22 protein-coding genes are annotated in these 25,353 nt (G+C 56.3%); 3 read left to right on the forward strand and 19 right to left on the reverse strand.

The window, feature by feature from the left end; genetic code table 11:
- Positions 1-188 precede the first annotated feature (188 nt).
- The 14 genes from JWG43_RS03665 to JWG43_RS03730 form a co-directional block, all read right to left on the reverse strand.
- The gene (locus tag JWG43_RS03665; protein WP_205241458.1) at positions 189-1,229 is read right to left on the reverse strand and encodes a hypothetical protein; all 1,041 of its coding nucleotides are present in this window, start codon (positions 1,227-1,229) and stop codon (positions 189-191) included.
- Positions 1,230-1,814: 585 nt separating this feature from the next.
- Positions 1,815-2,099 carry a hypothetical protein gene (locus tag JWG43_RS03670; RefSeq protein ID WP_205241459.1) on the reverse strand — a complete coding sequence of 95 codons (285 nt, stop codon included), beginning with the start codon at positions 2,097-2,099 and terminating at the stop codon, positions 1,815-1,817.
- Complete coding sequence (locus tag JWG43_RS03675) at positions 2,096-2,455, reverse strand: hypothetical protein (RefSeq protein WP_205241460.1); 360 nt, start codon at positions 2,453-2,455, stop codon at positions 2,096-2,098. The genes JWG43_RS03670 and JWG43_RS03675 overlap by 4 nt, the downstream gene beginning before the upstream one ends.
- Positions 2,456-2,685: 230 nt before the next feature.
- Positions 2,686-3,156, reverse strand: a complete 471-nt coding sequence (locus JWG43_RS03680) for a RuvC family protein (RefSeq protein ID WP_338033225.1) — start codon at positions 3,154-3,156, stop codon at positions 2,686-2,688.
- A complete protein-coding gene (locus JWG43_RS03685; protein WP_205241461.1) occupies positions 3,153-3,818 on the reverse strand; it encodes a recombinase family protein in 666 nt (221 codons plus the stop codon). Before JWG43_RS03685 ends, JWG43_RS03680 begins: the two co-directional genes overlap by 4 nt.
- The gene (locus tag JWG43_RS03690) at positions 3,805-4,011 is read right to left on the reverse strand and encodes a hypothetical protein (RefSeq protein ID WP_205241462.1); all 207 of its coding nucleotides are present in this window, start codon (positions 4,009-4,011) and stop codon (positions 3,805-3,807) included. The genes JWG43_RS03685 and JWG43_RS03690 overlap by 14 nt, the downstream gene beginning before the upstream one ends.
- Positions 4,008-4,829: a PD-(D/E)XK nuclease-like domain-containing protein gene (locus JWG43_RS03695; protein ID WP_205241463.1), complete on the reverse strand. Its 822-nt coding sequence runs from the start codon at positions 4,827-4,829 to the stop codon at positions 4,008-4,010. Before JWG43_RS03695 ends, JWG43_RS03690 begins: the two co-directional genes overlap by 4 nt.
- On the reverse strand, positions 4,829-5,272 hold the full coding sequence (locus tag JWG43_RS03700; RefSeq protein WP_205241464.1) for a single-stranded DNA-binding protein: 444 nt from the start codon (positions 5,270-5,272) through the stop codon (positions 4,829-4,831). The genes JWG43_RS03695 and JWG43_RS03700 overlap by 1 nt, the downstream gene beginning before the upstream one ends.
- A gap of 154 nt (positions 5,273-5,426) precedes the next feature.
- The gene (locus tag JWG43_RS03705) at positions 5,427-6,038 is read right to left on the reverse strand and encodes a hypothetical protein (protein ID WP_205241465.1); all 612 of its coding nucleotides are present in this window, start codon (positions 6,036-6,038) and stop codon (positions 5,427-5,429) included.
- A 129-nt stretch (positions 6,039-6,167) separates the two neighbouring features.
- Entirely contained in the window at positions 6,168-7,523 is a 1,356-nt protein-coding gene (locus JWG43_RS03710; protein WP_205241466.1) for a CHC2 zinc finger domain-containing protein, read from the reverse strand.
- Between the two features lie 137 nt (positions 7,524-7,660).
- Positions 7,661-8,914 (reverse strand): AAA family ATPase, encoded by a 1,254-nt coding sequence (locus tag JWG43_RS03715; RefSeq protein WP_205241467.1) that lies wholly within the window; start codon positions 8,912-8,914, stop codon positions 7,661-7,663.
- 151 nt (positions 8,915-9,065) lie between these two features.
- Positions 9,066-9,269: a helix-turn-helix domain-containing protein gene (locus JWG43_RS03720; RefSeq protein ID WP_205241468.1), complete on the reverse strand. Its 204-nt coding sequence runs from the start codon at positions 9,267-9,269 to the stop codon at positions 9,066-9,068.
- Positions 9,270-9,500: 231 nt separating this feature from the next.
- Positions 9,501-10,250 (reverse strand): hypothetical protein, encoded by a 750-nt coding sequence (locus JWG43_RS03725; RefSeq protein WP_205241469.1) that lies wholly within the window; start codon positions 10,248-10,250, stop codon positions 9,501-9,503.
- Positions 10,251-10,354: 104 nt separating this feature from the next.
- Positions 10,355-11,581, reverse strand: coding sequence for a tyrosine-type recombinase/integrase (locus JWG43_RS03730; protein WP_205241470.1), 1,227 nt, complete (start codon positions 11,579-11,581; stop codon positions 10,355-10,357).
- Between the two features lie 891 nt (positions 11,582-12,472).
- Here JWG43_RS03730 and JWG43_RS03735 point away from each other — a divergent pair.
- The 3 genes from JWG43_RS03735 to JWG43_RS03745 all read left to right on the forward strand — a co-directional run bounded on the left by JWG43_RS03735 (position 12,473) and on the right by JWG43_RS03745 (position 15,746).
- Positions 12,473-12,715 carry a hypothetical protein gene (locus JWG43_RS03735; protein ID WP_205241471.1) on the forward strand — a complete coding sequence of 81 codons (243 nt, stop codon included), beginning with the start codon at positions 12,473-12,475 and terminating at the stop codon, positions 12,713-12,715.
- Positions 12,712-14,868, forward strand: coding sequence for a PriCT-2 domain-containing protein (locus tag JWG43_RS03740; protein WP_205241472.1), 2,157 nt, complete (start codon positions 12,712-12,714; stop codon positions 14,866-14,868). The genes JWG43_RS03735 and JWG43_RS03740 overlap by 4 nt, the downstream gene beginning before the upstream one ends.
- Positions 14,869-15,518: 650 nt before the next feature.
- The gene (locus JWG43_RS03745) at positions 15,519-15,746 is read left to right on the forward strand and encodes a hypothetical protein (protein WP_205241473.1); all 228 of its coding nucleotides are present in this window, start codon (positions 15,519-15,521) and stop codon (positions 15,744-15,746) included.
- A 31-nt stretch (positions 15,747-15,777) separates the two neighbouring features.
- Here the strand turns inward: JWG43_RS03745 and JWG43_RS03750 are convergent, their stop codons facing one another.
- From JWG43_RS03750 to JWG43_RS03770, 5 genes are all read right to left on the reverse strand, one after another.
- Entirely contained in the window at positions 15,778-16,188 is a 411-nt protein-coding gene (locus JWG43_RS03750) for a hypothetical protein (RefSeq protein WP_205241474.1), read from the reverse strand.
- 211 nt (positions 16,189-16,399) lie between these two features.
- Positions 16,400-18,451 (reverse strand): BREX system Lon protease-like protein BrxL, encoded by a 2,052-nt coding sequence (brxL, locus tag JWG43_RS03755; protein WP_205241475.1) that lies wholly within the window; start codon positions 18,449-18,451, stop codon positions 16,400-16,402.
- Positions 18,452-18,455: 4 nt separating this feature from the next.
- A complete protein-coding gene (gene pglZ, locus JWG43_RS03760; RefSeq protein WP_205241476.1) occupies positions 18,456-20,780 on the reverse strand; it encodes a BREX-1 system phosphatase PglZ type B in 2,325 nt (774 codons plus the stop codon).
- The gene (locus JWG43_RS03765) at positions 20,777-21,895 is read right to left on the reverse strand and encodes a PDDEXK nuclease domain-containing protein (protein ID WP_205241477.1); all 1,119 of its coding nucleotides are present in this window, start codon (positions 21,893-21,895) and stop codon (positions 20,777-20,779) included. The genes pglZ and JWG43_RS03765 overlap by 4 nt, the downstream gene beginning before the upstream one ends.
- Positions 21,892-25,284 carry an Eco57I restriction-modification methylase domain-containing protein gene (locus JWG43_RS03770; protein WP_240193363.1) on the reverse strand — a complete coding sequence of 1,131 codons (3,393 nt, stop codon included), beginning with the start codon at positions 25,282-25,284 and terminating at the stop codon, positions 21,892-21,894. Before JWG43_RS03770 ends, JWG43_RS03765 begins: the two co-directional genes overlap by 4 nt.
- Between the last annotated feature and the right edge of the window lie 69 nt (positions 25,285-25,353).

A 25,353-nucleotide genomic window follows, 5' to 3' on the forward strand; every position in this document is an offset into this window, starting at 1 on the left:
GAGAATTTATTTTGGATCGTCAAGCCGGACCTGTGACCAGCCACAAATGGAGCCGGTTTGCTGTAGTCGTATCAACTGTTTTCGGGCTTGTCGCCAGCAATTCCGTGCACGGGTGCGGCCGCCCTGTGTCCGGGCGGCCTGCATTCTTCCTTCGAAATAAGCGATACGTTTTTTCAATGCCGCTTCGGTCATACTGCAAACCGGCGTTCAATGGTGATTTCACCGACAGTCACCTTGACAATGGCGGCCTTTCGGATGACCTGGAATTCCTCGTCGTCTTCTTCGCTGCTGTTTTTTAGCCTGCCTCGGTAAACATGGAGTGAAACGGTTGGTTGGTATTCGTGCAAGGCTTGCTCGATCTTTTCCACGGCGGAAAATTCATTGTCGGTGGCCTCCTCTGCCGGCCAGTCGTCATATATTGCGGTATCGCTGTACATGTCGGTGCTGTAGGATTCAAAAATATCCTGTTCGGTGATCAGTTCGAAGGTGTCCCATTCCGCAAGCGGCGAAAAAACACGGTCGGCAATCTCTGTAACGATCTCTTTTTCGGGTAAAAGTCCGCGCTCTTGCCTGGCCTTTTGGCCGGGGGTACCATGGTCAAGTACCCACTGCCTGATTTGTTCCGCTCGTGCTGCTACCTGGCGTTTCTCTTCGGTTTCCCTTTCGGCATTCCGGCGCTCTCTTTCTGCAACCTCTATTGCTTTCTTTTCACGGTATGCCTGGTTGCGCTCGTCGGCCTGCTCCTGCATCTTTGCCAATTTTGGCGCTATGCGTGGGTCAGCGTGTACCACTGATCTCTCTACATGGCTGTAATATCCCGGCGCTGCCGCTTGCTCTCTTCCAGGGTCGCCAACAAGCCACTGCTGGTCGTCGGCGGCCAGGGCCTCGGTAACCCATTGTGCAAGGGCTTCCTTTTGGCGCTGTTCCCGTTGTTTGATTTGGTCTTGTACCAGTTGTTCGCGGGTCAACAGTAACTTGCGGATGGTGGGCAAGGTTGCGTCAGCGACAGGGGGCAGTTTCGGTGCCGGGTGGCCTATACGGGGGTCAATGCCGTCAAGCGATAGAACATTGTTAAACGTGGGCAGGTTAGCTAAAATTTGTCGTTCCTGGTCGGACATTTCTACCAGGTCGGCGTCGGTAAGGGGTACCTCCACTGTGCCGTGGGTGGATTTCCCGGCAAGAATGGCGACGGTACGGTCGATGGTGAGTTGCAGTTTCAAGGTTTCCATGGGGTTTCCTCCAATAAAAATGCCGTCAAGTGATCTCAAAGCCAGCGATGGCTTTCGGGTCCTCGCGGATACCCGACACTTGACGGCAAAATTAGTTGTAGGCGAAAAAAAAGACCTGTTTTAGGTGTGGTCTGGCACCATCGCTGTTTTGAGGATTTCACGTTACCTTTCCGGCCTTGGAATTGTCAACGGTTTTTTGTTGTTGCCTTGGCTGCCGATTGTATCAGCTGCCCTGGTCAGCTCCACCGGATCCCAGAGCAGCCCTCTTTCCGTTGTTCATCTTTGACGCAAGGGTTCATACTGCCCTGGAGGTGATCGTCCTCCCTGCAGGTGATGGTGGCCTGGTTGGTTACTGAGAAAGAGGAGGTACCGGCGGGGGGCCTGCTGGTGGATTGGCTTTGCTGGCCGCTAGCAAAGCGGTAAATGGCCAGCTCCCCAGGGCTTGCACCTTGGAAAGCTGGTTTGCGGGATTTTCAGGAATAAAATGTGGATTTGGTGGCGCTGTGGGGGTGAAGCTCTTTTGTTACGCTGTAACGGCCTGGTCAGGTCTCTATATAGCATCGAATATATTCAGCGGCACTGTCTTCATGGCGCCACCTCGCCTTCCGCATACGCCAGGGCCAGCAGCTTTGCCGGCCTATATTCAAACACTGCTCCGCGCTCGATGAGGACGTCAAGGTGGGCCTCGATGCTGTCCTCGTCAATCGGGTCTCCGCTTTCTTGCTGCGCCCTGATTGCGTAACTCGCGGCTTTCCACTCCGGCGTTATTTCCTCAAAACCGAATACAGGACTGTTGCCGATCGAATCGACCACCCCTTTCATGGTGGTGATCCCGAAGTCATAGATGGGGGGGAATGTTTGCTTCCTCACGGCGCCACCTCCATATAGCATCGAATATCATCTGCGGCGCCGTCTACATGGTCCCACTCGATAGGCTCAGCCAGTACACGGCGTGCCATGGGGTCTGTGGTGATGTGCCACCCTTCAGGGTGATCGCAGACCACCCGGAAAGCCTCACCGTCACAGGAGACCACCGTACCGTCCTGGCACATTCCGCCATCACGGCCCCCATGCCCAGAGACCAACAGTGTCGCAAGCTCCACCAGCTCGGCATCCTCGAAAGAGGGACCACCCCATAATTCAGGATCAGTGTTAGCGTAATCATCACCCCATTCGGGTTCTGTCTGGACAGACCCGGTGTGCGGGTTCATCAAATATTTCTCCATGGCTCACTTCCTCCAAAAAAAATGCTGCCAGTGATCTCAAAGCCCATAACGGCTTCCGGGTCCTCGCGGATACCCGACACTGACAGCAAAATTGATTGGCAAAAAAAAGACCTGTTTTGGGCGGGGTCAACGCCGTTATGGTTTTGAGGCATTCACGTTACCTTCCGGGTCCTGCGCCTGTCAACGGATTTTTCGTTGCCGCCATGGTGCCGTTTGCTCATCGCTCGCCCTTATCCGAACCGAGCGATACAGACAGCATCCGCCCGGCCGATATCCTTCTTGCGGGTCAGCTGGTCCGCCACCTCGGGGTGAAGCTGAATAGCCAGGGTCCGCGCAGCGTCCTTATCCCTGCCCTGCAGGCCGGCTGCCCTTTTCCACCTGGCAGGGGTGACCATACGAACCGGAACCTGCAGCGCACCGAGCACGCCCAGGACCACGCCCAGGCTCTCGCCAAAGCGAAAGGTGGAAGATACCCCTTGTCCGGGCATGGCAGATACGGCCTCGAGGATAGCCGATGCACGCCGCCCTGCGCACAGGTCGATCAGCGCCGTGGTGAGGGCGTACGGGTCCACCTGGTTCCCTTTGCCATGCAAGCGGGCCATGGTCGGCATGTCAAGAATAGCTTCGATCCGCTCGCCATCGTACACAGCAACGGCGCCCGTCTGGCCGGGGTCAATGCCCAGGACAAGCACCGTGCTCACTGGTCTGCCTCATCTACAAGCAGGGCTTCGACTGCCGCGGCCGGGTTGCCCTGGCTGGATGCGGCGATGTCGTGGGCCTCGTCAATGGTGCCCATGCCGAGCAGGTACTCGGCCAGGTAGGTCCGGGCAAAGAAAGCGGCGGCTCGATATCTCAACATCAGCTCCGGCATGGTTTTCCACTTGGAGCCGTTCTTGCTGAACCAGCCTTCAGCCTTTGCCATGTTGATATCCACCGGCGGTCCCTCGATCCGCTCGCTTGTGGCTTTCTCGATCGCCCAGGCAATGCACCGGCGGTTGTCTCCCTCGCCTGTCAGGTCGTATTTCAACTGACTGAATCGGCCGCAGCTGTTCACCAGTGAAATGCAGAACTGCGCGCTCCAGGATGGCCGCCCGTTAATAATGTGGATGTTCTGCGCCACCGCCAGAGGGCTTGCACCGATCCGTGCCGCAATCTCGAGGACAACGAAACAGTCACTGATGCTGTTTTTGAATGCCGCCGGCAACAGTGAAGATGCCGCCAGGAGGCGTGCTGCCCGTTGGCCATAATCGAACATTTCCGGGCCGGAAAACACACTGCCGACAGGAAGCGGTGACGATACGGTGGGGGGCGTCGGCAGGGTCGATGCTTCAGCGGGTAAATGATCGCGGTTATCGTCTTGCATGGTGGTGGTCCTCTTTCAAAGTTTGGCCTTTTCGGCCGATGGTCATAGTCTCGATACCAACGGCGCCGGTGTCGGTCATGGTGTTGCGGATCAGGTTGACTATACCGAGCAAAGGGAGTTCCTCGTACACGCTCCACCCTGCCGCCAGCAGTTCAGCAAGCCGGGCCTCCTGTGCCTTGGTGCGTCGTTTCATACCGCGGCCTCCCTGGTCACCCACGGGGGCAAGCTCACAGTCTCCACCCTATCCTCATAGCCTGGCCACACTCCGGCTTCCTCACATTTGGCATGTAGGGTGAGCAGCTGTTCAACGATGTTGTCGCCGGCCATCAAGGCTTCGTCGTCCAGGACCACGCAGCGTACGCCGTGCGGCGCGGTGCTCTCGACAAACAGGAGCACGGTCGGGCCGGCCGGGAAGGTGCTGGCCTCGATCCCTCGGCGGTAAAACGCCAGCTGTCCGAAGTACAAGCGCTTGGCCACGTCGCGGCGGATGGCATCCATGGTGCCGTCGTTCGTGCTCTTCAGGTCGAGCAATAGCCCGGTTTCCGGGTCCATGGCATCGGGTCGGGCCTTGCAGGAGATGCCGGTGGCCGGGTCGGTCCAGGTGAGGGTCGATTCCCGCAGGGTGCAGCGGGATAACAACTTGGTCGCGGTCTTGCTCTTGCTGATCGCTTCCGCCATGCCATTGATCGCCGCCGCCTGGTCAGCGGTGAGCATGGCGCGCCCGGCGGCCTCGGCCTCGAACTCTGCCCATGCTGCTTTCCCGGCCTTGGTGCGCTTGTCGATGCCCTCGGGTGCCACGGCGAACCGCTCCTGATATGCGGCCTCGCCCTCGAGGACCCGCGCATGGATCGCTTGCCCGATCAGACAGGCAGGGGTGGGTGGTGATGGCGGGGCATCGGCAACAAGTCGATAGTGCGCTGGACTGTGGCCGTACAATTTGAGCCGTGACCAGTTGACGCCTGGCAAAGAAAGATACTCGGTAAAATCCACGGTGGTGATTTCGGCGCCCATCAGAACGGACCTCCCTGGTAATCGTACGGGCCGGGTTCATCCGGATTAAACATGCGATGCTGTGTTTCATTCTTCCGGGCAGGGGATGCGGGCCGGGTCGATGGTGGCGCCGGTGCCGGGAGTTGTGGCTCACCGGTGGCCTGTGATTCGGCCAGTGGGTCACCTATCAAGTCAATGTGATCCGCAATCAGCTGCCAGCCGTAGCGCTTGGAGCCATCCTGCGCTGTCCAGGACGTGGATTGTATCTTGCCACGAACATCCACTCTATCGCCGGGGGCCAGGTCGGTATTCTCGGCCAGCTCCTTGAATGCGACCACGGAAACGGTTTCCCGGTAGCATCGCACCAGCGCCTTTATCATCGGGGTGCCGGTCCTGGTATTGATGTGGTCGAATTTTTCCACGCCGCCAGTGATGCGGGCCTGGTTGATGTCATAGTCTGCCATGGTGTCACCTCTGCAATATGGTCTCGATTTGCGTCAGTTCCAGCCGGCGGTATTGCAGCTCGGCATGGTCGCGACTGAAGTTTGCTTCTCAATGGTCGGCCGGCTTCATTATTTCACCCTTGAGCCGGTTTCAAATGGGGCCAAACCCGGCGCGTCAAACGACCCGCTTGTCTGACGACCTGGAAGGACCCGTTGCGGGGTTGTCGTCATCGTCGGTTGCGGGCACCTCGGGTATGACAGCCGCCTCGAAAATAACCTCGAACTCGATATCCCTGGCAAAGGTGGCCATTTGCTCTTCGATGGCGTCCCATATAGCGGCTATCAGTTCGCGGTGGCGGGCCTGGTCACCGCCTACAAGGTCGATCCACTCGGCTGCATTCATTTGCGCCATGGCTTTCAGGTGAGCCAGCATAGCCACGGCTCGGGCAATTGTCATGTCCTCAACGTCATTAAAGCTCACCAGCTTGCCGGCAAGGCGTTCGAACTCCAGCCGCTCCGACTCCAACTTCAGCGCCTCCCGCTCCAGGCGGATTTCGTCGCGCTGCTCCGCCACGGTGGCCTTTGATGCCGCCAACGGTTTGCCGGTCGCCGCCCGCTTGCAGAATCGCTCCGCGTAACGGACCACAGCCGACAGGGAATAGGTCCCATCAGGGGAACGTTCCAGCTTGCCTTCGTCGGCGTGTCGGTAAAATTGAGTGCGGGCAATTTGCCAGCCATCGGCGTGCAGGTGCCGTAAGACGGCCGCAAGACTCTTGAAATTCTCCATCCGTTCATCCTCTTTCGGTAAAATTTTTCCCCATGCGCTTTCATCGGGGCGCTTCGGACCCGTGAGGCTTCGAACCTCTGGGAGGACCCGCTCGAATCTGGGGGGTTCGGTACCTGTCAAACAGGTCGGTCAGGTGGTCAAGCATGGCAGCGGTGGCCGTGCGGGTGGTTGGTCGCAGCGCGGCCCATCCACTCTGGCCTGGTTGGTGTTGGCCATTAGCTTCACCGAGCATCCAGGGGTGGAGCAGTGCCAGCCGTCAGCCAAGGTGCCATCCGGATATGTGAAGCCGTCAATCACTCGGCGGTAGACTGTCCGCCCGCAGCCGCCGCAGGGCAGGCCTGCCACGGGTGGGCCGGTGGTCTCGAGGGGTGGCGCCGCCGGTTGAAGATCCATGCCGTTGCCGCTGTGGCATCCTGCAACGCGCAGCGCTGCCCGGAACCACTCGCCCAGGTCATGCCCGGCAAGGAAGGCGTCGGTGGGGTCGGTGCCCCATGTGGCCGGTATCGGTGTGCGGGTTGCGTTGGGGATAGTGCCCATCCATTTCCCCCAGGCGGCCTTGGCACCGGCTGTATCCGTGTCCAGCGCCACCAGTACGAACGGGCGCCTGTTCAGGTCGGCGGCCATGGCCTCATCCGGGCCGTTGCTGGTTGATCCGGTGGCGACAATCAAGACTTGGGTGGGGATCTCCTGCCACAGCAACATGGCGTCAAGTTCAGACTCCACGATAACGGCGCCGGTGGCCTTGACTGGATGCTCCGCACCGATGACCAGGGGGGCGTTGCCCGATCCGGGGACCACATAATATTTGCCGAACCTGCCCGGCTCCATCCGCCGGACCCGCAGCCGATCCGGGCCGGGAATCAGCAGCCCGGCGGGAATGGGCAGCTTCTTCGGCTTGCCATCAGTGCGCAGCTCGGGATGCAGCGCCAATGCGGCCCGGTCCATGTAGATGTCGCGCTCGTTCCAGCCCAGGCGGAACCGCTTGGCCGTGTCCCTGGTCAGCCCTCGGAATTCCAAAAGCCAGCCCAGACGCCAGGGATCGCTGACAAGGGCCTTGTGCTTCTCTGTAATCAATTTCTCGACCTGCGCGGTCCATGCTGCATGTGGTGGTGCTGTCGTCGCTCTAGCGGACTCCTGCGGGTTCCTTGCCCTCTTTCGCCCGGCAAGGGATGACTCCATGGGTCTGCCCGCGAATTCCGCCGCCTGGTGGAAGCTCATGTTCCGGTGGTCGCGCAGGTACTGGATGGCATCGCCCTTGTTGCCGCAGCCACGGCACCAGTACCTTCCCCTCTCGGGATGGATGATGAACCGGTCCCTGCCGCCGCATGCCGGGCAAGGAGAAGACCATTCGTCTGGTCCCTTCCGGGTCGGGGTCAAACCGTCTTCGGTGATCAGTTCGAGCAGCATGATTTCATCCTCCAGGCAAAGGGAAAACTTCCCTTCCTTGGTGGGCCGGTTTTCGCCCAGGAGTGGTTCACTGTTCAATAGTGAATTACCCCTGTAAGGGGGACCACCTGAACCACTCAAAATCTTTGTGTGATTCCAGTCCATTGCAGTGGTTCAGCCACACTGTGAACCACCCGGTGCATGAACCACCGGATATTGCTGTTTTCACGATATTTTCAGCGGTTCGTCGCCAGTGGTGGCTCAGATAAACCACTCGGTCCTGAACCACCCGGGCAAGCTCCAGAACCACTCGGCATTGCCCCACGATGTGGCATATATGCGGGGCCTATATAGTGACGTTGTGATCTGTTCGGACCCTCCTCCACAGTGAGCAGGTTTTCGGCAACAGCGGTTTCGATCAGTGCGCGCGCATCGTTGCCCGAAAGGGTCAGCTCTTGCGTCACCAATTTGATCAGCTGATTTTTCGATTGGCCTCCCTCGGTCTCGCTCACCAGCTCCGCCACTCGTTCAGGAGGGACGCTGTGTCGGTGCCACAACTCGAAACGGCCGCTGAATGGGTCGCGGTGCAGGGTGAGCGGGTCACGAGGAACCGGGCCGTAACGCAGCTTGTCCAGGGTGAGCTTGAGGAAGTCACCGTGCTCGCCGTCCGGGGTCTTGGTCCGCTTCATGGCTATCAGGGCAGCGCACCAGTCCCGCTTTGCGCCGGCTCCGCGCGGATCATTGCCGCCATCCTGCCCTGCTTGCGGTTTGGCTTGGTGGTCGGCAATGATCGCTCCGCAATTTCCAGGCAGGAGAACGTCGAACTTCAGCCTGTCCAGCGCAGCCCGGACTGCACCGTTGTCGTTCTCATTCACGTTCGGGAAAAAGGACAGATATGGGTCGATGATAATCAAGTCCGCACCGGTCTCTTGCTGAACTTCACGCAGGGTTTTTAATCCGTCCTCGGTGCCCAGGTCGGGAACCTTGCTAAACAGCGGTATATGGATTCGGCGGAGGGCCTCGACTGCCTGGCCCTCATTTGCCTGGCTATAGCCATCAGACTGCCGCCGAACCATTTGCTGATAATAGCTGCCGGGGATCTCGGCTTGCAGCATGCAGCTCCGCACCGGCTTTGCGACCATGTAGCCAAGATATTTCAAGGCAAGCGCCAGCTTGAAAAGCCCGTCTGACAAGAATGTTGTCTTGCCCACTCCACCGGGTGCCGTGAGAATGAGACCTTCGCCACGAACCAAAAGCGCCGCAGCCGGGGTGCCGATCAGCGGCTCCACGGGCGGGAATGGCTCGACCATGTACTGTTCAAGGGTTAGCACACGGTGGGGCTCGACATGATCGTGCCCGGCCTGGTGGTGTCCATCGCCCTGGCCTTGCCCGTACGCCAAACGCTCCTCCTCGCCCTGCCGCAGCATTTCGAAATACTCGGGCGGCGGTTCGGTGGGCATAGGGGGGCCGGTTTCGAGGAAAGCTGTCATGCGACCACCTCCTTGATGAGCATTGCAGAGGTGAATAAAAGACCACAAAACAGTACTTTCACTTGTGCGTGGCGGATGTGCAGGGTATAGTGCGGGTGTCTTGATTCCCGCCCTGCCCCTGGTCGCCACTGGGGGTGGGGTTTTTTCATTTTCACTGCCCGGCGATGGTCTGCCGTTCAATGAACTCCGCCACGTCCTCGGCCTTATACTTGATGCTCCGGCCTACGCGGACAAAAGGGAGGGGATAGCGCTTCGTGGATCTCCAAACGGTCAGGGTGTCAACCTTGATGCCAAGGATTTCCGCAGCCTCGACTGGGGAAAGGAGGGGGGTGGTGGTCTTCTGTCCTCGATACATAGGAATATCTCCGTGCAGGTGTAGTTTATTCGTTACGGAGAGTTATAGCGGCACTTTTTGAGTGAAACAAATGTACTAAAATCGCTGGTCGGAAAAACATCACAGAGGGGCGGCAATTAACTGAAAAACAGGTAGTTGCGCGATACGGCGGGGCGGAAAAGACCTGACTATTTTTGTTCAGCGCAAAAACAAGGAGATAGCTTTACGCTGTAGTGCTTTGGCGGGTGATGGTTATTTGTTTTCCTCCTTCTCTGACTCCCTGGTGGTGGCATTGGCCGTTTTACACCATTCCTTCACATAGCCAGTTCCTCGGGCGAATTGTTCACCAAAGATTGCTTTGAGCATTCCTGTCAGCTCGCTCTGTGTTGGTACTCGCTTCAGCGCATAGCGGTATTCACGGCCGATATCTTCAACCAGGGGCTTTATGCCTTCCGGCCGGCGGCGGCGGCCAACCTCCGCCAGCAGCCCTTCTCGCCCTTCATCGGCGTTGCCGTCTATGGCATCAATGATATGGTGCAGCTGGTGCAGGGTCGTCTCTCTGCCGACGGAATACATGTGCGGTTTGTAGATGTTGCGGCCGGCTCTCGGGTTAGCTGGGTCGAACTCGGCGGTGTAGAGCAGTTTCGCGCGATGGACGCCACGCAACTCCTTGTCGAGCAGTTGGCGCGCATGGTGCCGAACCGATTCGATGGCGTCGCGCAGCTCCAGCGCCGCGGCTCTGATCCGCTCCAGCTCCTCACCAGCGTGTTGCGTGTAGGGGTCAGGGTTCTTGATGCCGGGCTTACGCTTCTGGCGATTGTAAATATCCTGATACGTGCGCCGCTCCCTGTCGTCACAGGCATAGCCATGAGCGATAAAACACAGGGTGTCCATAATATGGTGGGCGTCCGGCCCTTCGGGGAGCAGGGCAAGGATATTTTCCCGAACTTCGGTTGGTGGGGGGTCGTAACCGAGTAACCACTCGGGAAAGTCGGTGTGCATGTAATAGCCCTCCCTAGGGCCTCCCTGGTGAGGATGACGGGTAGGCCGCCAGGGTCGCGGCTTTTCGGGTGGCCTCCCTAACCCGTCAATTTCTTGTACAGCTGCTACTCGCCGCCGGCCTGGCGCAACTTGACCACTTTCGGCTCCTGGTCCCTGGTCGCCATCATGGCATCCGCGGCTTTCTCCATGGCGCACCGAACCGGGTCCAGGTCGAGACGCGCATATATCGCCGTTGTGGCCTGGTTCTTGTGGTTCAGGCTCTTGCCGATAACCGGGAGGCTTGCACCGGTCATTGCCTGCCAGGAACCCATGGTCCGGCGCAGATCGTGAATCCGAGCGCCCTCGATGCCGGCGGCCTTGCAGATACGCGCCCATCCCTTCTTCGGCTCCACCAGATGGCCGGTCTTGCCCGATCCGGGGAAAACGAAAAGGCTCTTGATTTGCTCTCGCCTGATCCGCAGCAACTCCACCACGGCCGGCACCAGCGCCACGGTTTGCGGGGTTCCGTTCTTGGTCCGCCCTATCCGCCAGGTGCCAGCTTCCAAGTCCAGGTCAGCCCATTTCATCTCGAGCACGTTGGCCCTTCTCGCACCGGTGAGCAGGGCAACAGCGAAAAAGTCACGGGTGGTTTCGTTCGGCTCCAGCTCCAAGGCCTCAAAGAACCTCCGTAATTCATCGCCAGACAGGAACCGGTCGCGGGCCTCTTCAGTGTATCTGCGGATACCGGCGCAGGGATTATTCCCTGCCCACAAGCCGAACTCGATCGCGCGGCCGAAAACGCTGCTGATCAGGGCAAGGATGCGGTTGGCCGTGGTCGGTCGGTCCTTGCCAATCCTGACATGCAGGTCGGCAATGTCTTTGCGGGTGATCGCGGATAACCTCTTTTTGCCCAGGGGTCGTGCAATGTGGCGCTTGTAGGATTCCTCGTCGGCCTGCCAGGTGAGCTTGTGCTGCTTCGCGTGCCTCTCTAAATATTGACAGAACAGGTCGTCAAAGGTATCTTCGTTTCGCATAGCGCGCTTCTGCTCGGCGGGGTTGTTGCCGGCTGCGAATTCGGCATTAAGCCTCTCGGCCTCTTTACGAACTTGCTCGATGGACAGCCCTGACCCAGGTGTGCCGATGGTCACACGCACCGGGCGTCCATGGTGCCAGCGGTAGAGCATGAATGTTTTCTTTCCCGTCGAATGGACCCTGATAAGCAGATGCGGCACCTTGGTATCGTAGTATTCAACCCGGCCCTTCTCTGGAACGGGCAGGCCGGTGATGCTCTTCAGGGTGAAGTTTATTTTTCTCTCTTCGTCGGTGCGGATCGCTTTTTTTTTCTTTTCCATGGACCCATTGACTCCACGTTGGGGTTAGGTTGGGGTTAGGTCGGGGTTAGGTCGGGGTTATGTTTTCGGTCATTTTTGGGTGGTTTTAATCAATCTTCGTCAAGGTACGATTAACAGTAACTACCTGTTTTGTCAAGGTGTATCGTTTTCCGTCAATATTGGTAAATCTTGCGCCCCACAGACTCTTAATCAATTGGTCTGGGGTTCGAATCCCTAACGGCCCACCATAAAAACAGGCACTTAGCTGGCATTCAGTTAAGTGCCTGTTGTTTTTCGCCTCTCTAATCCCAACATAGTCCCAGTTTTTGTGCGCGCACCTCGTGTCCCGTGGCTGAGATTATTCCGATGTAGCGTCCTTTTCTCAATCGCCATTTCTCACACCATTCGTCTCCACATCTCTACACCCCAGTCGATTTCTGCATCCTGTTTACCCTGCTGTATTATACCAGCCATTCCTCCTCGCCGCCTTTCAAGAAGCCCAGAGGTCGGGGGTAACAAGAAAATATAGTCCGACATGTTTTACTCTCCGACCTTGAGCTGGTGCATTCTCGCATCCCAACGATGAGTCGAGAAAAGGGGGGCAACCGATTGGGCCAACGAATTGCTTTGCGGCAGAGGTTTACCCTTACGGGGCATGCACCCCTCACCTGCTAATAATACGCGACTTTGCGCAGCTGCAGACATTTATACTGCACCCCAATAAGTCTCCCAGACCGTCGAGCAAAAAAACACCTACAAGTGTTTTTTCCTAAGGGTACGAATTCATGACCATTAATCTCACTCAATACGCAATTTGCGTATAAGTGCCTGAATTAACTATATTTTAAACATTGAACCAGTGCGCACAGGTTAGTATATTACATCAAAACTTACTTAACAAAGAGGTGAGCAATGAAAGATATTTTTGAGGAGATGGCAGCTCGGTGGCCATCGGCAATCGTGGAACGATCAAAACTCAGTGAGTTTACCGGAGGCGCCATTGCTCCAGGTACGATTGCCAATGCAGATTCCCAGGGCCGGGGGCCAGCAGTCCGCTTGAAAATTGGAAACAGGCGGGTTGCCTATCCAGTTTCAGCAGTGGTGGAATGGCTCAAGGCTCGAGCAACTGTGATCGACACAAAATATGAACGATGATTACTCGCGACGGTACCGCAGGTGTTGTATCCATTTATCAGGGAGGGACGGATTTGACAGGCCAAGCAAACAATCATTTAGCAAGTACACCTGAAATTAGCTTAGAATCCAAAAACTTATTAGATCTGAATGGAAGATTAAACCCACCGCCAAAGCAAGACATCTCAGAAGCAGAATTTCATTTGCTGCTACTGGACCGAACGGCAACTGAATTCACATTCCAGACTTTCGACGACGACAAGAACCGAAAAGACCAATCGCTAATTCGTGTTTTACGTGGCACCCTTAAACAGCACTGGGAGGAACTGTGCTATTTGAACAACAAAGGAGCGGGGGTTTTCGTCACCATCAATGTTACTGCTGGCAATCGACGCAGAAAGAAAGATGTAATAGAGACCAGAGCCATCTGGCAGGAGGACGATGGCGAAGGAAAACCATTGCCTTGCAACCCCCATTTTGTGATTGAGACTAGTCCAGGCAAATTTCATCGACTTATATTGACTCGTACCGATCAGGTCGATGAATTTGAATCAATCCAGCAACGTCTCGTTTTAGACTATGGTTCGGATAAAAATGCTGCTGATCGATCTCGTGTCCTCCGGCTGGCTGGTTTCAACCACATGAAGGATCCTTGCCAACCTTTTCTGGTATCAGTGCATGATTTTATGATTGCTCCTCGTTGGTCATGGGACGAAATTAAGCAAATATTTCCACCCGTGGGTATGACCAGAGAGGGTAATGCAAAGACCAGAAGCACCCCTAAAACCGAATCCGACGCAACTGGCCGCCTAAGCAACCCCGATGTCGACAAGATCCAAGCAGCTCTCAATCATATAGACCCTGATGTGGAGTACAATGACTGGGTCGATATTGGGATGGCCCTTCACCATGAATTTAAAGGTTCCCTTGAAGGCTTGCTCATATGGGATAAATGGTCTGCCAAGGGGAGAAAGTTTCAGCAAGGTGAGTGCCCTAGAAAATGGGGCACCTTCTCAAACAGCGGGGATATCGCAATAGCAACTCTTTTCCACAAAGCAGTTGCAAATGGTTGGAAAGGGCGAGATCGCCCGGAAGAAGACTTCGCTAGCTTGTCCAGTGAGCTCATAAGTCCTGTGAAGGAACAAAACCAGTACCAAATCGTTAATGCCCAGAAATTCCTTAACACTGATTTTCCCCCTCCAAATCCTCTTTACGGTAACACTCGCGATGCTCTTATGGTGCGTGGGGAAGGTTTAATTTTGGCAGGTACAGGCGGCACCGGAAAAACCACCCTTATCACTGACTTTGCCGTTCGCGCCGCCATGGGGGAGGACTTCCTTGACTTCAAGGCATCCGGCCCAATGCGAATTTTGATCCTGCAGGCAGAACTACCGATGGGGTATTATAAAGAACTCCTTGTTGATCAGCTTGAGGGATATCGTTCGGGTAATCCGGAAAAGGTAGGGTTGGTGGATGAAAACCTCTTCATAGCCATTCTCACCGCAGTACCAAATCTAACAGTTGGAGATACGCTCCGCAGAATCAAGGCTGAAGTTGAACGGGTCAAGGCCGATATCGTGATATGTGACCCTTTCTTGAGCTTCTTCCAACTCAAAGAGGAGAATAACAACACAGAAGTTCGGCGTGTGCTTGACCAATTTAAACACATTGTCCTGGCACCATGTAACTGCGCCAGCCTGATCACCGATCATGTCACAAAGGTAGTTGCCGGAGATAACAATTTGCCTATCACCCCTCGAGGTGGTGAGGCAAAACGAGACTGGTGTGCCACCTTACTTGGTATTCGTCACGACAAGCATGCCAAAAACACAAAAGCTCTCAATCTTACCATCCAAAAGCAACGCTATGGTCCCCGTCAAGACAATCACTTTCTCCTCCACCGTTGCGATTTGACCCGGCACTTCGTTCTCTTTAATCCAGGGGAGACACACCACAAGGCTGTCGCAACCATCATCGATAAATTCGGCAAGCCGATATCGAAAAACGATCTGGTGCAAGAGGTTAGTAGACAAATGGGCCTGTCAATGCATGCTGCTCGAAACACCATCGAAAAGGCTATCACCACTGGATGGATCAAGGCCGAAAAGGGTAAGCGTAAAAGTATCCAACACATGCTAGGACCGACCTACTTAAACCAGGAGGCGAGGTCATGAGAGGAGATATGGACACGACAGGAACCATACAGCCCCAGTGAACGCAGCTGTATCCCACAGTTTTGCGGACCAGGTCCAGGATTACTCCACAAAGGTTAGGTCTTCAGCTGACAGGACTGGGTCACGCGTCAGCACTATGGTTGACTTCAAACAGGGCTTGACGCAGTGTAATCAACCGATATCATTAAACATTTTGCACGTCAAATCACCACCACGTCAAAAGCAGTTGACACAGTTCAACATGCTGTAATTATTGAATTAATCCAGAGCGTCAATGAGTCTATATATTAGTACCACTGCTGACGCAGTGGTTGTATGTACCAAAATACCCCCCACTGGAAACAAGAATCCTCAAAACGGCAGTGGATTGAAACAACTCAACAACCCCTGTAAAGTTTTTAGAATGCCAGAACGCGAAAAACGTTCTGGCGTATACCAAACCTACAACCTGAACCGTCCGGTAACGCCCGGCAAGGATGACAAATGAGATATTGTACATGAAGGCCCTCGAAAGTGTTCTCATCAATATAGACGAGATAATCACCCTTGGGTGTCCCCCCAATGGAATAATATTCATGCATCTTATCAAATCCTAGGATACAAAAACCACATTCAATGTGGCAATTAAAACTCAGCCATCAAGAGATGATATGGACAAAGAACTTGAAGTAACCCAAAAAATAATCATGGCTCAATGTAATTTTAACCTCTCATTCGATCAAGCGCTGAGGCTGATTCAGCATATAAATGCTATAGAACATAATGAGAAACTTATTGCTATCGCTCAAAAACAGTACAAGATGCTTGAGCATATAGCTCGTCAATGCTCTTCAATGGCAGAATACGCAGATCAAATGGTAAACGATCGGATCTACTAGAAACTATCCGGAGTTTGCTGGATAGATTCACTCATGCGATTGTGGGGGCTGCCCGATCAAGCAACCCCCGCAACTGCCTGACCACATCATGGTCATCAAGATCCTCAGCAACCTTGTCACTCCCCCAGGAAAGCCCCCGCCGCTGAAACTCCGGACACCTTCGCTCAAGATACCAACGGCTGACGGCAACATCCCCGGCCTCGATAGCCATGATAACGTTCCGCTTGGCCATCAGTGCCGGCCGATCTTGAAGCTGTTGAAATCGGTCGCGGAACTCAGGCTGCCTCTCAAGTAATCGATAATATGCATCTTTTGTGATGCCGGCAATTTCCAAGGCCTGCTTGACGGTAACCCCGAAACTGAAGGCTATCTCGAGCTTGACAATAACGCTATCATCAATGGTCGTCGGTCGCCCCGGACCCCGATTCTGCAATGCTTTCATCTCACCACCCCCATCCAGCAATTAACAACTCCATAATTAACTGATATTATACAGCAAAACCAAATGTTTCGCCAATCTTAAGAGGGTGAAAGCACCCATTGGTTATCATCTACCCTGATCAGTCTCACCAGTGACCGCAGGAAATACATATTGAAACCCAGCGAATACTCCACGAACTACTGGTGCACCACTGCACTCCTTGCCGGGCACACTAACCCGCCAACCCCTTCAACAGCGCATCACGGGCATCAAGGTAGTAGTGGATGGTGATCCTGGCGGCCTGGTCATCGGGCAGGTCATTGAGCTGCCGCCTGCTGTTGATTGGCATCAGGATACTGGCAGCACCCTTCTCTATGGCCGTCTCGACCACCGCGACGGGGTTGAAGATGGTCTCGAGAGACCCACCGAGGTTGAGGCCGCCGGTGATGACCAGGCCACCCTTGATACTCTTCTGGAGGAGCGAGGAACACAGGGCCAACAGCACCGCCACCCCAACCGCAGAGCCGCTCTTGGCACTGTCAAAGGCCCGCAGCTGCACGGTGAATTCATGCTGGCGCGGTTCACGGTCACCAACCAACTCCTTGGCCCTGGCGTAGAGGTTCTGCTCGGCGCAGCGGACACTTTCCCGAAACGGGGCGGGGGTTGGATGATTGAGGATTTTTACCCCACTGCCCGGGCCCTCGGTGACGTCCACCTGGTAGAGGCCAGGATGCTCCTCACCACCACCACCGGAGATCACCCACACTTGGCCGGGGGGCAGCGGGTCGCCGCTAATGCTGTTTTCACTGTAGAGTTCGGGCGTGGCGACAAATTTCTCAACACCATCTTCGCCCATAGTGTAGCTGAACTGGGTATTGCGGAACTCAGCGGAGCCGATCCGTTTCTGTTGCTCCTTGACCCGGCGACGGCACTCCAGTGCCAAGCGAATGGCCCATTCCAGGACCTCCTCGGAGACAAGGCTGGCCGGGTTGGGCGACATCAGCTTGATCAAGCCGCTGACCGTCTTCTGCACCCCGGTGGTATCGCGGCCGCTCAAGGCACCACCGAGATGGATCCTGCCCTGAAGAATGTTCTGCCTGCTCTGGCGCCGCAACTGGTTCCAGCACTCGGAGAGGTAATCGCTGACCAGGCCAAAGTGGTTGGTCAGCAGTTCTTTGTGGATTTTCGGCACATCCCAGCCCGGCAGATAGGCATGGATTCGGTCCATGAAGGCGGTATCGTCGCGCATCTCAGGCGGCAGAGGGCCAAACAGATGACCGACCCGCTGCTGGTGCTGGACGTCGACATCGAAATTGCCAACCATCACGACACCGCCATCAGCGCGAATACTCTCCTTGCCCCGACTGAACTCGCCTGACTCCATGTAGCCTTTCATGATATTGACGCCGTCTTTCTGATCAAAGGAGACGCCGGAGATTTCATCAAAGCAGACCACATCGTACTGGCAGACCAGCCCCCGCTGGCCACTGGAGTTATTGACGAACATCCGGGCAACGGTGGCCTTGCCGCCGGAGATCAGGTGGGCATAGGGGGAGACTTGCTGAAAGAGATGGCTCTTACCAGTCCCTCTTGGCCCGAGTTCGACCATGTTGTAATTGCGCTCGACAAACGGGATCATTCGCAACAGCATCATGTCACGGGCCCGGGGACTGAGCCGTTCGGGTTCCATACCGATGCTGCGGATCAGGAAATCCCGCCACTCCTCATGGGCAAAAGCCTCGCGGCCCTGGTAGAGGGTCGGCAGCACATCCCGTTTGGAGAGCTGGATCTCCCGCAGCGAGTCAATCCCAAAAGGGCGGCCATTTTTCTCCTGGGCAATGGTCGGGTCGTAGATCAGTTCGACCTCGGCGTAAAACCCCCCGGTAAGCATCCGCTCGTTGCTGTGGACCAACTCCGCATCGATGCGGACATCTTTCAGCTGCAGACTCGGCAGAGTGGCCAAAAACGAGTCGGTCGCCGAGTCGAGCCGGGCGGTGATGATATCGATCAGCTTGATCACCCCTTTCTCTTTGGCACGGGCCTTGAAGAGTTCATGTTCTCCGGCTCGGACCGTTTTCTCTCCGAGCTGACGTTCAACGATTTTCAGCCCCTCGGCAATTTCCTCCTCATCCACCGAGGAGCAGTAGCGGCCAAGAAGAAATTCAGCAACATAGGTGGGTACGGGATATTGTCCCTTAAATCGGCGCACCAGGTCTTTACGGACTACATACCCTTCAAATATTCTGGTGGCGATGGTATCGATGGGGTCGAGTTGTTGGCTCATAAGTCTATTGTCCCAGGGTGGTGGGCAGGGAGTGGATCACCTGCCCGGACGAATCCAGCAGCACAATATCAGCCTTGCGGCCGATGTCGGCATCGTTTTCCAGGAAAACCGAAACCTTGCCCTCGGCAGTGAGTTCGCGCGCCTGCTTATCCGCCAGCAGTGAGCTGTTGGGGTCGGAAAGGCTGGTGCGGACATCTACTTTTACTCCTTGGTATTGACCCTCAACTGTTACCCGGCATTTTGCCCCGGTCCATTTTGCTCCCTGCAGCCGGGCCAAACCAGGCGTTGCCGGGGCAGACTGGATCCGCAGCACCGGTATCACCATCTCCTGCAGCGACACGCCGCCGTGTGCATATTCGATACCAGCGAAAAAGCTACCGGCACCGGGGGGGCTGGCCATCATAACAGTGGGATTCCAGTGCCACGTAAAGGCCTGGATATCGGCGTGGGCATCGCTCTTCAGGGCGGCACAGCGGCTCCAGCGGGTTTCGGTCAAGAAGGCCTTCAGCTCGACTTTTGGCAGGCCACCCGGTACCAGGAGCCAGCCATGATCGGTGACCACTACCAGTTCGGTCCAGCCGGCCCGCAGGAGGGCGCCAATCCGGCTGGCTAGATCGCGAACTTCGCCGTCGACACTGCGGGCCAGCTTCCAACCCTCGGTATGGCCACGTTTATCAAGAGCCCCTGCCTCAGTCCAGGCTGACCCGTTTGGGTCACCGGTCTGGTCCGGTTGCAACACCTGCCAGTCGCGCTCCCTGAGAGCCGCCACAAAACGATCCTGGGTCAACGTCTGGCCTGTGGCGATCAGGCGGGGGGCGAATTCGTCACCGGGTTTATCACCCTGGAGGATGCCGGCAATCGGTGCTGCCGCGGGCTTGGCGGTGGCGGTTACTGTCGGGATGGTTGACCACTCCCAGTCCTGGCTGCATTCAATCCCGGCAGCCGACAATTTTCCAACCAGCTGCTGCGCCACGTCCATCCGCAGGCCATCGGCAAACAGCACCAGCCGGCCGGGAGCAGGTTCGATTGGCTCTGTCCTTTTCTCCGTTGCCGGCCCTTTGGTATGGATAAGTTGCTGCAGGTGGCGAGCGGATTCTTCCAGCCATGGCAGGTAGACGGCCCGTAATACGCCCAGAACTGCCCCGTACTGCTCCGGAGAGTCACAGGCAGCCATGGTGGCCAGGGCAGCCGCATCGACCCGCCAGCCCTCTTCTGCGTACTGCCTGGCATAGTTGTCCGGAGACGGGGCACCAGGCACGTTCCTGCAGAGTTCGGCCAGTTGGGCGAGGGGCTCCAGGGCGGTTACCAACGGGCTGAGGCCAAGCTTCTGCCAGGGGTAGCTGCGGCGAACTCCATGCTGCTTTTCCAAATCGGCAATCCGCTGCATAACCTCATCCTGTGGTCGATCCACCAAGGCCTCCAGGGCCCGGTGCAGGGCCTGCTCATCCCGCTCGTTGAACCCAGGCGAGACCTCGGCGGTCTCAAACATGTTTGGCTGTTTTGGGGTGGCTCGTTTCAGCCATTCGACGATCCCGGGATAGTTGGTCGGGGCCTCGATATAGCGGTGCCAGACCTTGGCCCAGTAATTCAACCTGGTCGTGAGCAACCCCGCTGCCCTGAGTGGACCATCCTTAACCGGATCAAACCCAGCATCGCTCTTACACTGCTGGCAAAAAGCTCTCCACTCAGCGTTCGTTCGTCCCTGCTGGAACATCTCCGGATCACTCAGCCAGCGCAGGAGCAGGCCGGTGGCATCAGGGGCCACCAGACCGTTGAAGAAATCGGCGTCGAGACGGCGGCCCTGGAGCTGGGGCAAGGGCTCATTGAGCAGTTTGGATAATGCCCCGGCCAAGGCGCCCAGGGTTGCCCGGTCTTTGGCAACCTCGAGGTCAAGTCCGCCGTGTTTGGAGATCAGGAAGGTATGGGGTGTCCACTCCTTGCGGTTGACGTTCAGCCACATCGCCCCGCGATACTGCAGCTCCACCAGGGGAGCGAGCTCCGGCGGGCAATCCTCGGCCGCTCGGAGCATCTCCCGGCTTATGCCCGGCAAGTAGAAGATCGGCGTGGTCCCGGCCGGAGGGGCGGCGTCAACAGCCCGGGCTTCGATACAGCGCAGCCACAGTGCCGGCCCGGTGCGTTTCTCCGGAGAATAGCTGCCAAGAAGGTAGAGCTCCGGCAGCAGCACCTGCAACTCCGGGATGACCGATTTCCATAGGCGATCCGGGTCGGCCCACAACACTACGCAGGGGGGGATCTGGTCACCGGCAGCGTAGGACTGGGCGGTGGACCGCAGGGTGGTGACCAGGCGTTGGGCGGGGGTGTCGGTCATGGCTGGGGTTCCTCTTGACTATCAATGGCCTGGAGTCGCTGTCGGGCCAGGCGGACCGCCTCATGCAGTTTTCTCTCAAGCTGCTCTTTCGGTAATATCTTCGTCAGGTAGCTGGCCAGATGGATGCCACTTTTCTCCAAGTCCAGCAGTTCCACATGCTCGGCGCTTTTACCGGCACAGAGGATCATCCCCAGTGGGGCCGCCTCGTCTGGTTCGGTTTCGTAGCGTTTCAGCCAGCCCAGGTAGAGTTCCATCTGTCCCTTGTCGGCAGCCTCGAAATCCCCGACCTTCAACTCGATGGCCACCAGCCGGCTCAATTTACGGTGGTAGAAGAGCAGATCAAGGAAGTAGTCTCGGCCATCGATCTGCATCCTTTTCTGTCGGGCGACAAAACAGAAACCCACACCCAGTTCGAGGATAAAGGCCTCGATCTCACGCAGGATCGCCGCCTCCAGGTCCCTTTCGGCGAAGGTGTCCTGCAGCCCGAGGAAGTCGAGGAGATAGGGATCGCGAAAGACCAAGTCGGGTGTCAGTCTGTCTTCCTCGCGCAATTGTTGCAGCTCAGCCGCAATCAATTGGTCCGGTTTCTTCGACAGGGCCGTCCGCTCATAGAGCATTGACTGGATCTTCTGGTGCAGGGTCCGGGTATTCCATCCTTCGACCCGGCACATCTCGGTGTAGAACTCTCGTTTGAGCGGGTCGTCGAGGTAGATGATCCGGCGTAGGTGAGTCCAGCTCAATTTTGCACTCAGCTGATGCACTATCTCTGCATCTGGAAACACCTCCGCAAAACGGACCATATGGAAAAGATTTGCCTGAGAGAAGCCTCTGCCGAACTCCAGGGTCAATTTTCTACTCAGTGCGTAGAAAATCTGTTCGCCATAGCCGGCCCGTTTCTCCTCGAGAATGTCGGTGCGGATCCGCTGCCCGACCTGCCAGTAGAGGAGGACCAGGGCGGAGTTAATCCCCTGCGCCACCCGCTGCCGGGTCGTGCTGATCAGGTCCCGCAGGTCGGTAAGGAGGGTCAACGGGACGGCCGTCTCCACGCCAGCCGTGCCTGGCTTGGAAGCTGTCGTTTCGATACTGGGGCTGCTGGTGCCTTTTCTGGCGCTCATGGTCGGCTTCCCCGGGCGGCTCGTTTCATGGCTTTGCTGTAGTGGCAGTCGTTCCAGCGGTTACCGTCCGGCTCCTTGCCATGCCCTGGAAAATCCTGGCTCTTGCCATCCCAGTTCCAGAACCACGGGAAATCGGTTTTGCTTCGAAATGGCTCCTTACCGCGGTCCTTATCCCACTTGATGTTGGGTTTGGCCCGGAGGATGCCGGCGCCCTTCTTGCCTCCGGGGATATCCTCGGCGAGAAAAGGGCGGATATTCAGGCGGACCCCGTCGTTGAGATCGGGTTGCCAGCCAATCGCCTGTTGTGCCAGCGGTTTCCAGCGGACAAAGATGTCATAGGGAGGTTCACCCTCAATGATCAGTTTGAGACGCTCCTGCAGCATCCTGGCGGCCTGCAGGCGGGCGTCGCTGCCGGCCTCTCCGGCGTCAACGGCTGCCTGCTGCCGGCGGAGCCAATCGCCAAGATAGGCATAGGTGAGCTTTTCCAGGTTGGCGTGGGTCAGTTTATGATAATTGACCAGGGCACTGAAGCCACTCTTATGCCCGTCCCAGATGTGCCAGATAAAGGGGCGATGATGAAAGAGGATGCAGTGTTGCGCGAAAAACTCGTCGCGTAGCCAGGACTCCAGTGTTTCTGATTTACTGCCCTTGGAGCCGGAGCTGGCAAGCAGGGCGGTGAGATCGTAGTCGCCCAGGGCCTGGGCCAGGAGGGTGCGCAGTCGCTCGGCAGCCGGGGCCTCTCCTTTGCTGGCGAAGAGACAGACGATGCCGTCATGGTCGGCATGGGGCAGCAAGGGCTCACAGCGCTCCACCCATTCCCGTTGCTCATCGGCCAGCTCCATGCTGGCATCCAGTTCAGTCTGCCAGCGGTAACCGAGGAGACGGGCGACCGCCACCTGGAGCACTGTGGCGTCAGTGCGCTGCGGGCCGTGGGCGGTCCATTTCTTCTCTTCATCCCAGATCACCGATCCGCCGGGATGGCCGTGGAAGATCCATTGGGTGGGGTCGTCGGTGTAGGGTTTGGGGAGGCCGTTGGGGTATTTTTCTTTGGCTACCTTAGTCCAGTGGTCGAGGTCGAAGGGAACTTTTACTAGGGTGGAGTTGGTGACATTCAGTTTTTGGTCAATTCGGCGTACAGCTAAATTGTATTCGGGTGAAGAACAGAAACACCAAATTGCATCCAGCGTGCTCTCATTATTTGGCACGATGGACGCACAATTTTGATCAAACTTTGTGCCTTGATATAAAGAGCATGGCAAATGACCTACCTGCCGAACGCTGATTCCTTTCTTTCCCCAAGCTATGCCTCCAGCCAAAATAGCTTTTCCTTTTTCCGCCAAACTTGACAGATGGCCGACACCTTGTTCCCAGTGATAAATAATCTCGAAACCACCAAAATGAGTTGAAGTTACAACGGTAGTTTGTCCATATTCCCAATCCTTTTGGGGCAAATAAATTTCCCAGAAGTTTTTGATAAACCTAAGAGAGTCTTTGGTGTTTAGCCCATGTACTCCATGTGAAATTTCCGATAGCAAATTACCTCTAATGGAATCGCCCAAAACCACTCTATGATCTGGGTTGTCAAGTTGGCTCTTTTGATCTAAATAATTAATAGCTTGTGATTTTATTGAAAATGACTTGGCTCCCGGATCCTTGTCGGTTTCTGCATCCACAAAGAAAAATTCAGTTTCATGATTGGTCGACTTTTTGGGCGCACGGTTGTTTACAGTAAGAAGTATTGCCTTCACATGTTCGCCAGAAATTGTATCAAATGCTCCTGCTCCAAGCCTAGCTATACTTACCCAAGATAATTCATTAAGTAATTTTTTTCGGAATTGTTTATAACCACCAAGGAACAACCAATTTTGAGGAAGAACAACAGAGCATGTCCCATCTTGAACCAAGAATTCAGTACATCTTTCTAAAAAAGACGTTTCTAAGGACCTTCGCGCAGCCGGGTAGCTTTTTGAGAGAAATTCATCGATAGATTCAACCATTTCTCCAGTTTTTTTATACGGGACGTTGGTAATCACCCATTTATATTGATTCGATAATAGTTCTGCAGACTTTGACAAACCTCTTGCAACAACCTCCATCTCGGCTTTTTCGACATCCTTCTCATTTACCAATGCTTGGGTCAGCAACGGACCAACCTCTTCCCACTTCAACTCAAACAGCGATCCCTTGCCCAAGCTTGCTTCGGGATTAATCAAGCTACCCAGGACCGGTGCGTCTTTGAACTGTTTGTAAAGCTCTTCGAGCGCTATCCTCAGATTAGTGTTATCTCCAGCCAGTGCTAGCCATTCCTCTTTCTTGGCGCTTACCGACAAACCGGAACAGGCTACATTCAGCTTCGGTAACACCCGATAGCCGCCAGCGTCTGGGAACTTCCAGGCAGCGAGGGCGAGGGCGAAGGCGGCCAACTCGACACAGCGCTGATCCAGCTCCAAACCGTGGATATTTTCGCGCAGCACGGCATCCACCGCAGCCTGGGCCGAGAGGCCATCACGCTCCATGCGCAGCGGTACCAGCATCAGGAATGCCGCCACCAGGAAGTGACCGGAACCGCAGCAGGGGTCAAGAGCCTTGAGGTCAGCCAGCTGCTCTGGCCAACCTGCAAATGTTCCGGCTGCCGGTACCCAGCGTCCGCTGCTGCCTGTTCCTTCAGCAGTGGCAGTCTCGCTATCCTGCTGGTCGTCTTCCACCCGCACAAAGCGCAGGTACTCGAGCGGCACCCCGGGGATGGCGGCTTTCTGGCGTAGTTCTTCTTCGCTGCTGGCGTTTTTAAGGTCGGCAGCGGAGAGTCGCCTTGCCGCCCACCAGGCCCCCAGGGAGTTGTCAAGCAGGAAGCTGACCATGTACGGCTCGGTGAACAGTTGGGTCACCGCCGGCAGTTCGTCGGCACCGATCTTATTGCCGGAGGCATTGACCTCGTCCTTTTTCTCCGCCTGCCAGAACTGGTAGCACCAGCCCAGGCTGTCACTGGCGGTGAACACCTCGGCAGGCAGGCCAGTGACCAGATCAATCAGGGGTTTGCGGTCATTGACCGAGAGCTCCACTGCCCCGGCCGGGTCATCAGCCCGGAAGATCTCCGGCAAGGATTTGGCAGCGAAACTGGCTGCCACTCCCCAGGAATCTTTCAACCCCAGTGATGGTGCCAGTTCTTCGCAGTCGTCCAGGGTCACCGCAACCCCATGCTCCGGAGAGATCAGCAGATCGTTCTCCAGCAGGTAGCGGGCAAAGAGTATTCGGTGCCACTGGTCATAGGCGAGCTTTTCGGCGAGATGGCGGATCTCATGGCTGCCGGGCTTACTGCGGCTCTCGCCATCTCCGAGCTGCCTGCCCTGGGCACGGAGCCGACGACGCAGGTTCCGTTGCCCCTCATCCATGTGCCGGTAGGGATCAGGTTCATGGACAGCCAGGGCTCTCAGGGCATGATGGGCTCCGGCCTCGGCGAT

Origin of the sequence: Desulfobulbus alkaliphilus, from assembly GCF_016918545.1 — a bacterium.
Lineage (GTDB): Bacteria > Desulfobacterota > Desulfobulbia > Desulfobulbales > Desulfobulbaceae > Desulfobulbus > Desulfobulbus alkaliphilus.

Excerpts from the sequence above, each read along its gene's own strand:
- JWG43_RS03665 (WP_205241458.1), bottom strand. The coding sequence starts at position 1,229 with ATGGAAACCTTGAAACTGCAACTCACCATCGACCGTACCGTCGCCATT.
- JWG43_RS03675 (WP_205241460.1), bottom strand. The coding sequence starts at position 2,455 with ATGGAGAAATATTTGATGAACCCGCACACCGGGTCTGTCCAGACAGAA.
- JWG43_RS03685 (WP_205241461.1), bottom strand. The coding sequence starts at position 3,818 with ATGCAAGACGATAACCGCGATCATTTACCCGCTGAAGCATCGACCCTG.
- JWG43_RS03690 (WP_205241462.1), bottom strand. The coding sequence starts at position 4,011 with ATGAAACGACGCACCAAGGCACAGGAGGCCCGGCTTGCTGAACTGCTG.
- JWG43_RS03695 (WP_205241463.1), bottom strand. The coding sequence starts at position 4,829 with ATGGGCGCCGAAATCACCACCGTGGATTTTACCGAGTATCTTTCTTTG.
- JWG43_RS03700 (WP_205241464.1), bottom strand. The coding sequence starts at position 5,272 with ATGGCAGACTATGACATCAACCAGGCCCGCATCACTGGCGGCGTGGAA.
- JWG43_RS03705 (WP_205241465.1), bottom strand. The coding sequence starts at position 6,038 with ATGGAGAATTTCAAGAGTCTTGCGGCCGTCTTACGGCACCTGCACGCC.
- JWG43_RS03715 (WP_205241467.1), bottom strand. The coding sequence starts at position 8,914 with ATGACAGCTTTCCTCGAAACCGGCCCCCCTATGCCCACCGAACCGCCG.
- JWG43_RS03720 (WP_205241468.1), bottom strand. The coding sequence starts at position 9,269 with ATGTATCGAGGACAGAAGACCACCACCCCCCTCCTTTCCCCAGTCGAG.
- JWG43_RS03725 (WP_205241469.1), bottom strand. The coding sequence starts at position 10,250 with ATGCACACCGACTTTCCCGAGTGGTTACTCGGTTACGACCCCCCACCA.
- JWG43_RS03730 (WP_205241470.1), bottom strand. The coding sequence starts at position 11,581 with ATGGAAAAGAAAAAAAAAGCGATCCGCACCGACGAAGAGAGAAAAATA.
- JWG43_RS03735 (WP_205241471.1), top strand. The coding sequence starts at position 12,473 with ATGAAAGATATTTTTGAGGAGATGGCAGCTCGGTGGCCATCGGCAATC.
- JWG43_RS03740 (WP_205241472.1), top strand. The coding sequence starts at position 12,712 with ATGATTACTCGCGACGGTACCGCAGGTGTTGTATCCATTTATCAGGGA.
- JWG43_RS03745 (WP_205241473.1), top strand. The coding sequence starts at position 15,519 with ATGGACAAAGAACTTGAAGTAACCCAAAAAATAATCATGGCTCAATGT.
- JWG43_RS03750 (WP_205241474.1), bottom strand. The coding sequence starts at position 16,188 with ATGAAAGCATTGCAGAATCGGGGTCCGGGGCGACCGACGACCATTGAT.
- brxL (WP_205241475.1), bottom strand. The coding sequence starts at position 18,451 with ATGAGCCAACAACTCGACCCCATCGATACCATCGCCACCAGAATATTT.
- pglZ (WP_205241476.1), bottom strand. The coding sequence starts at position 20,780 with ATGACCGACACCCCCGCCCAACGCCTGGTCACCACCCTGCGGTCCACC.
- JWG43_RS03765 (WP_205241477.1), bottom strand. The coding sequence starts at position 21,895 with ATGAGCGCCAGAAAAGGCACCAGCAGCCCCAGTATCGAAACGACAGCT.
- JWG43_RS03770 (WP_240193363.1), bottom strand. The coding sequence starts at position 25,284 with ATGGATGAGGGGCAACGGAACCTGCGTCGTCGGCTCCGTGCCCAGGGC.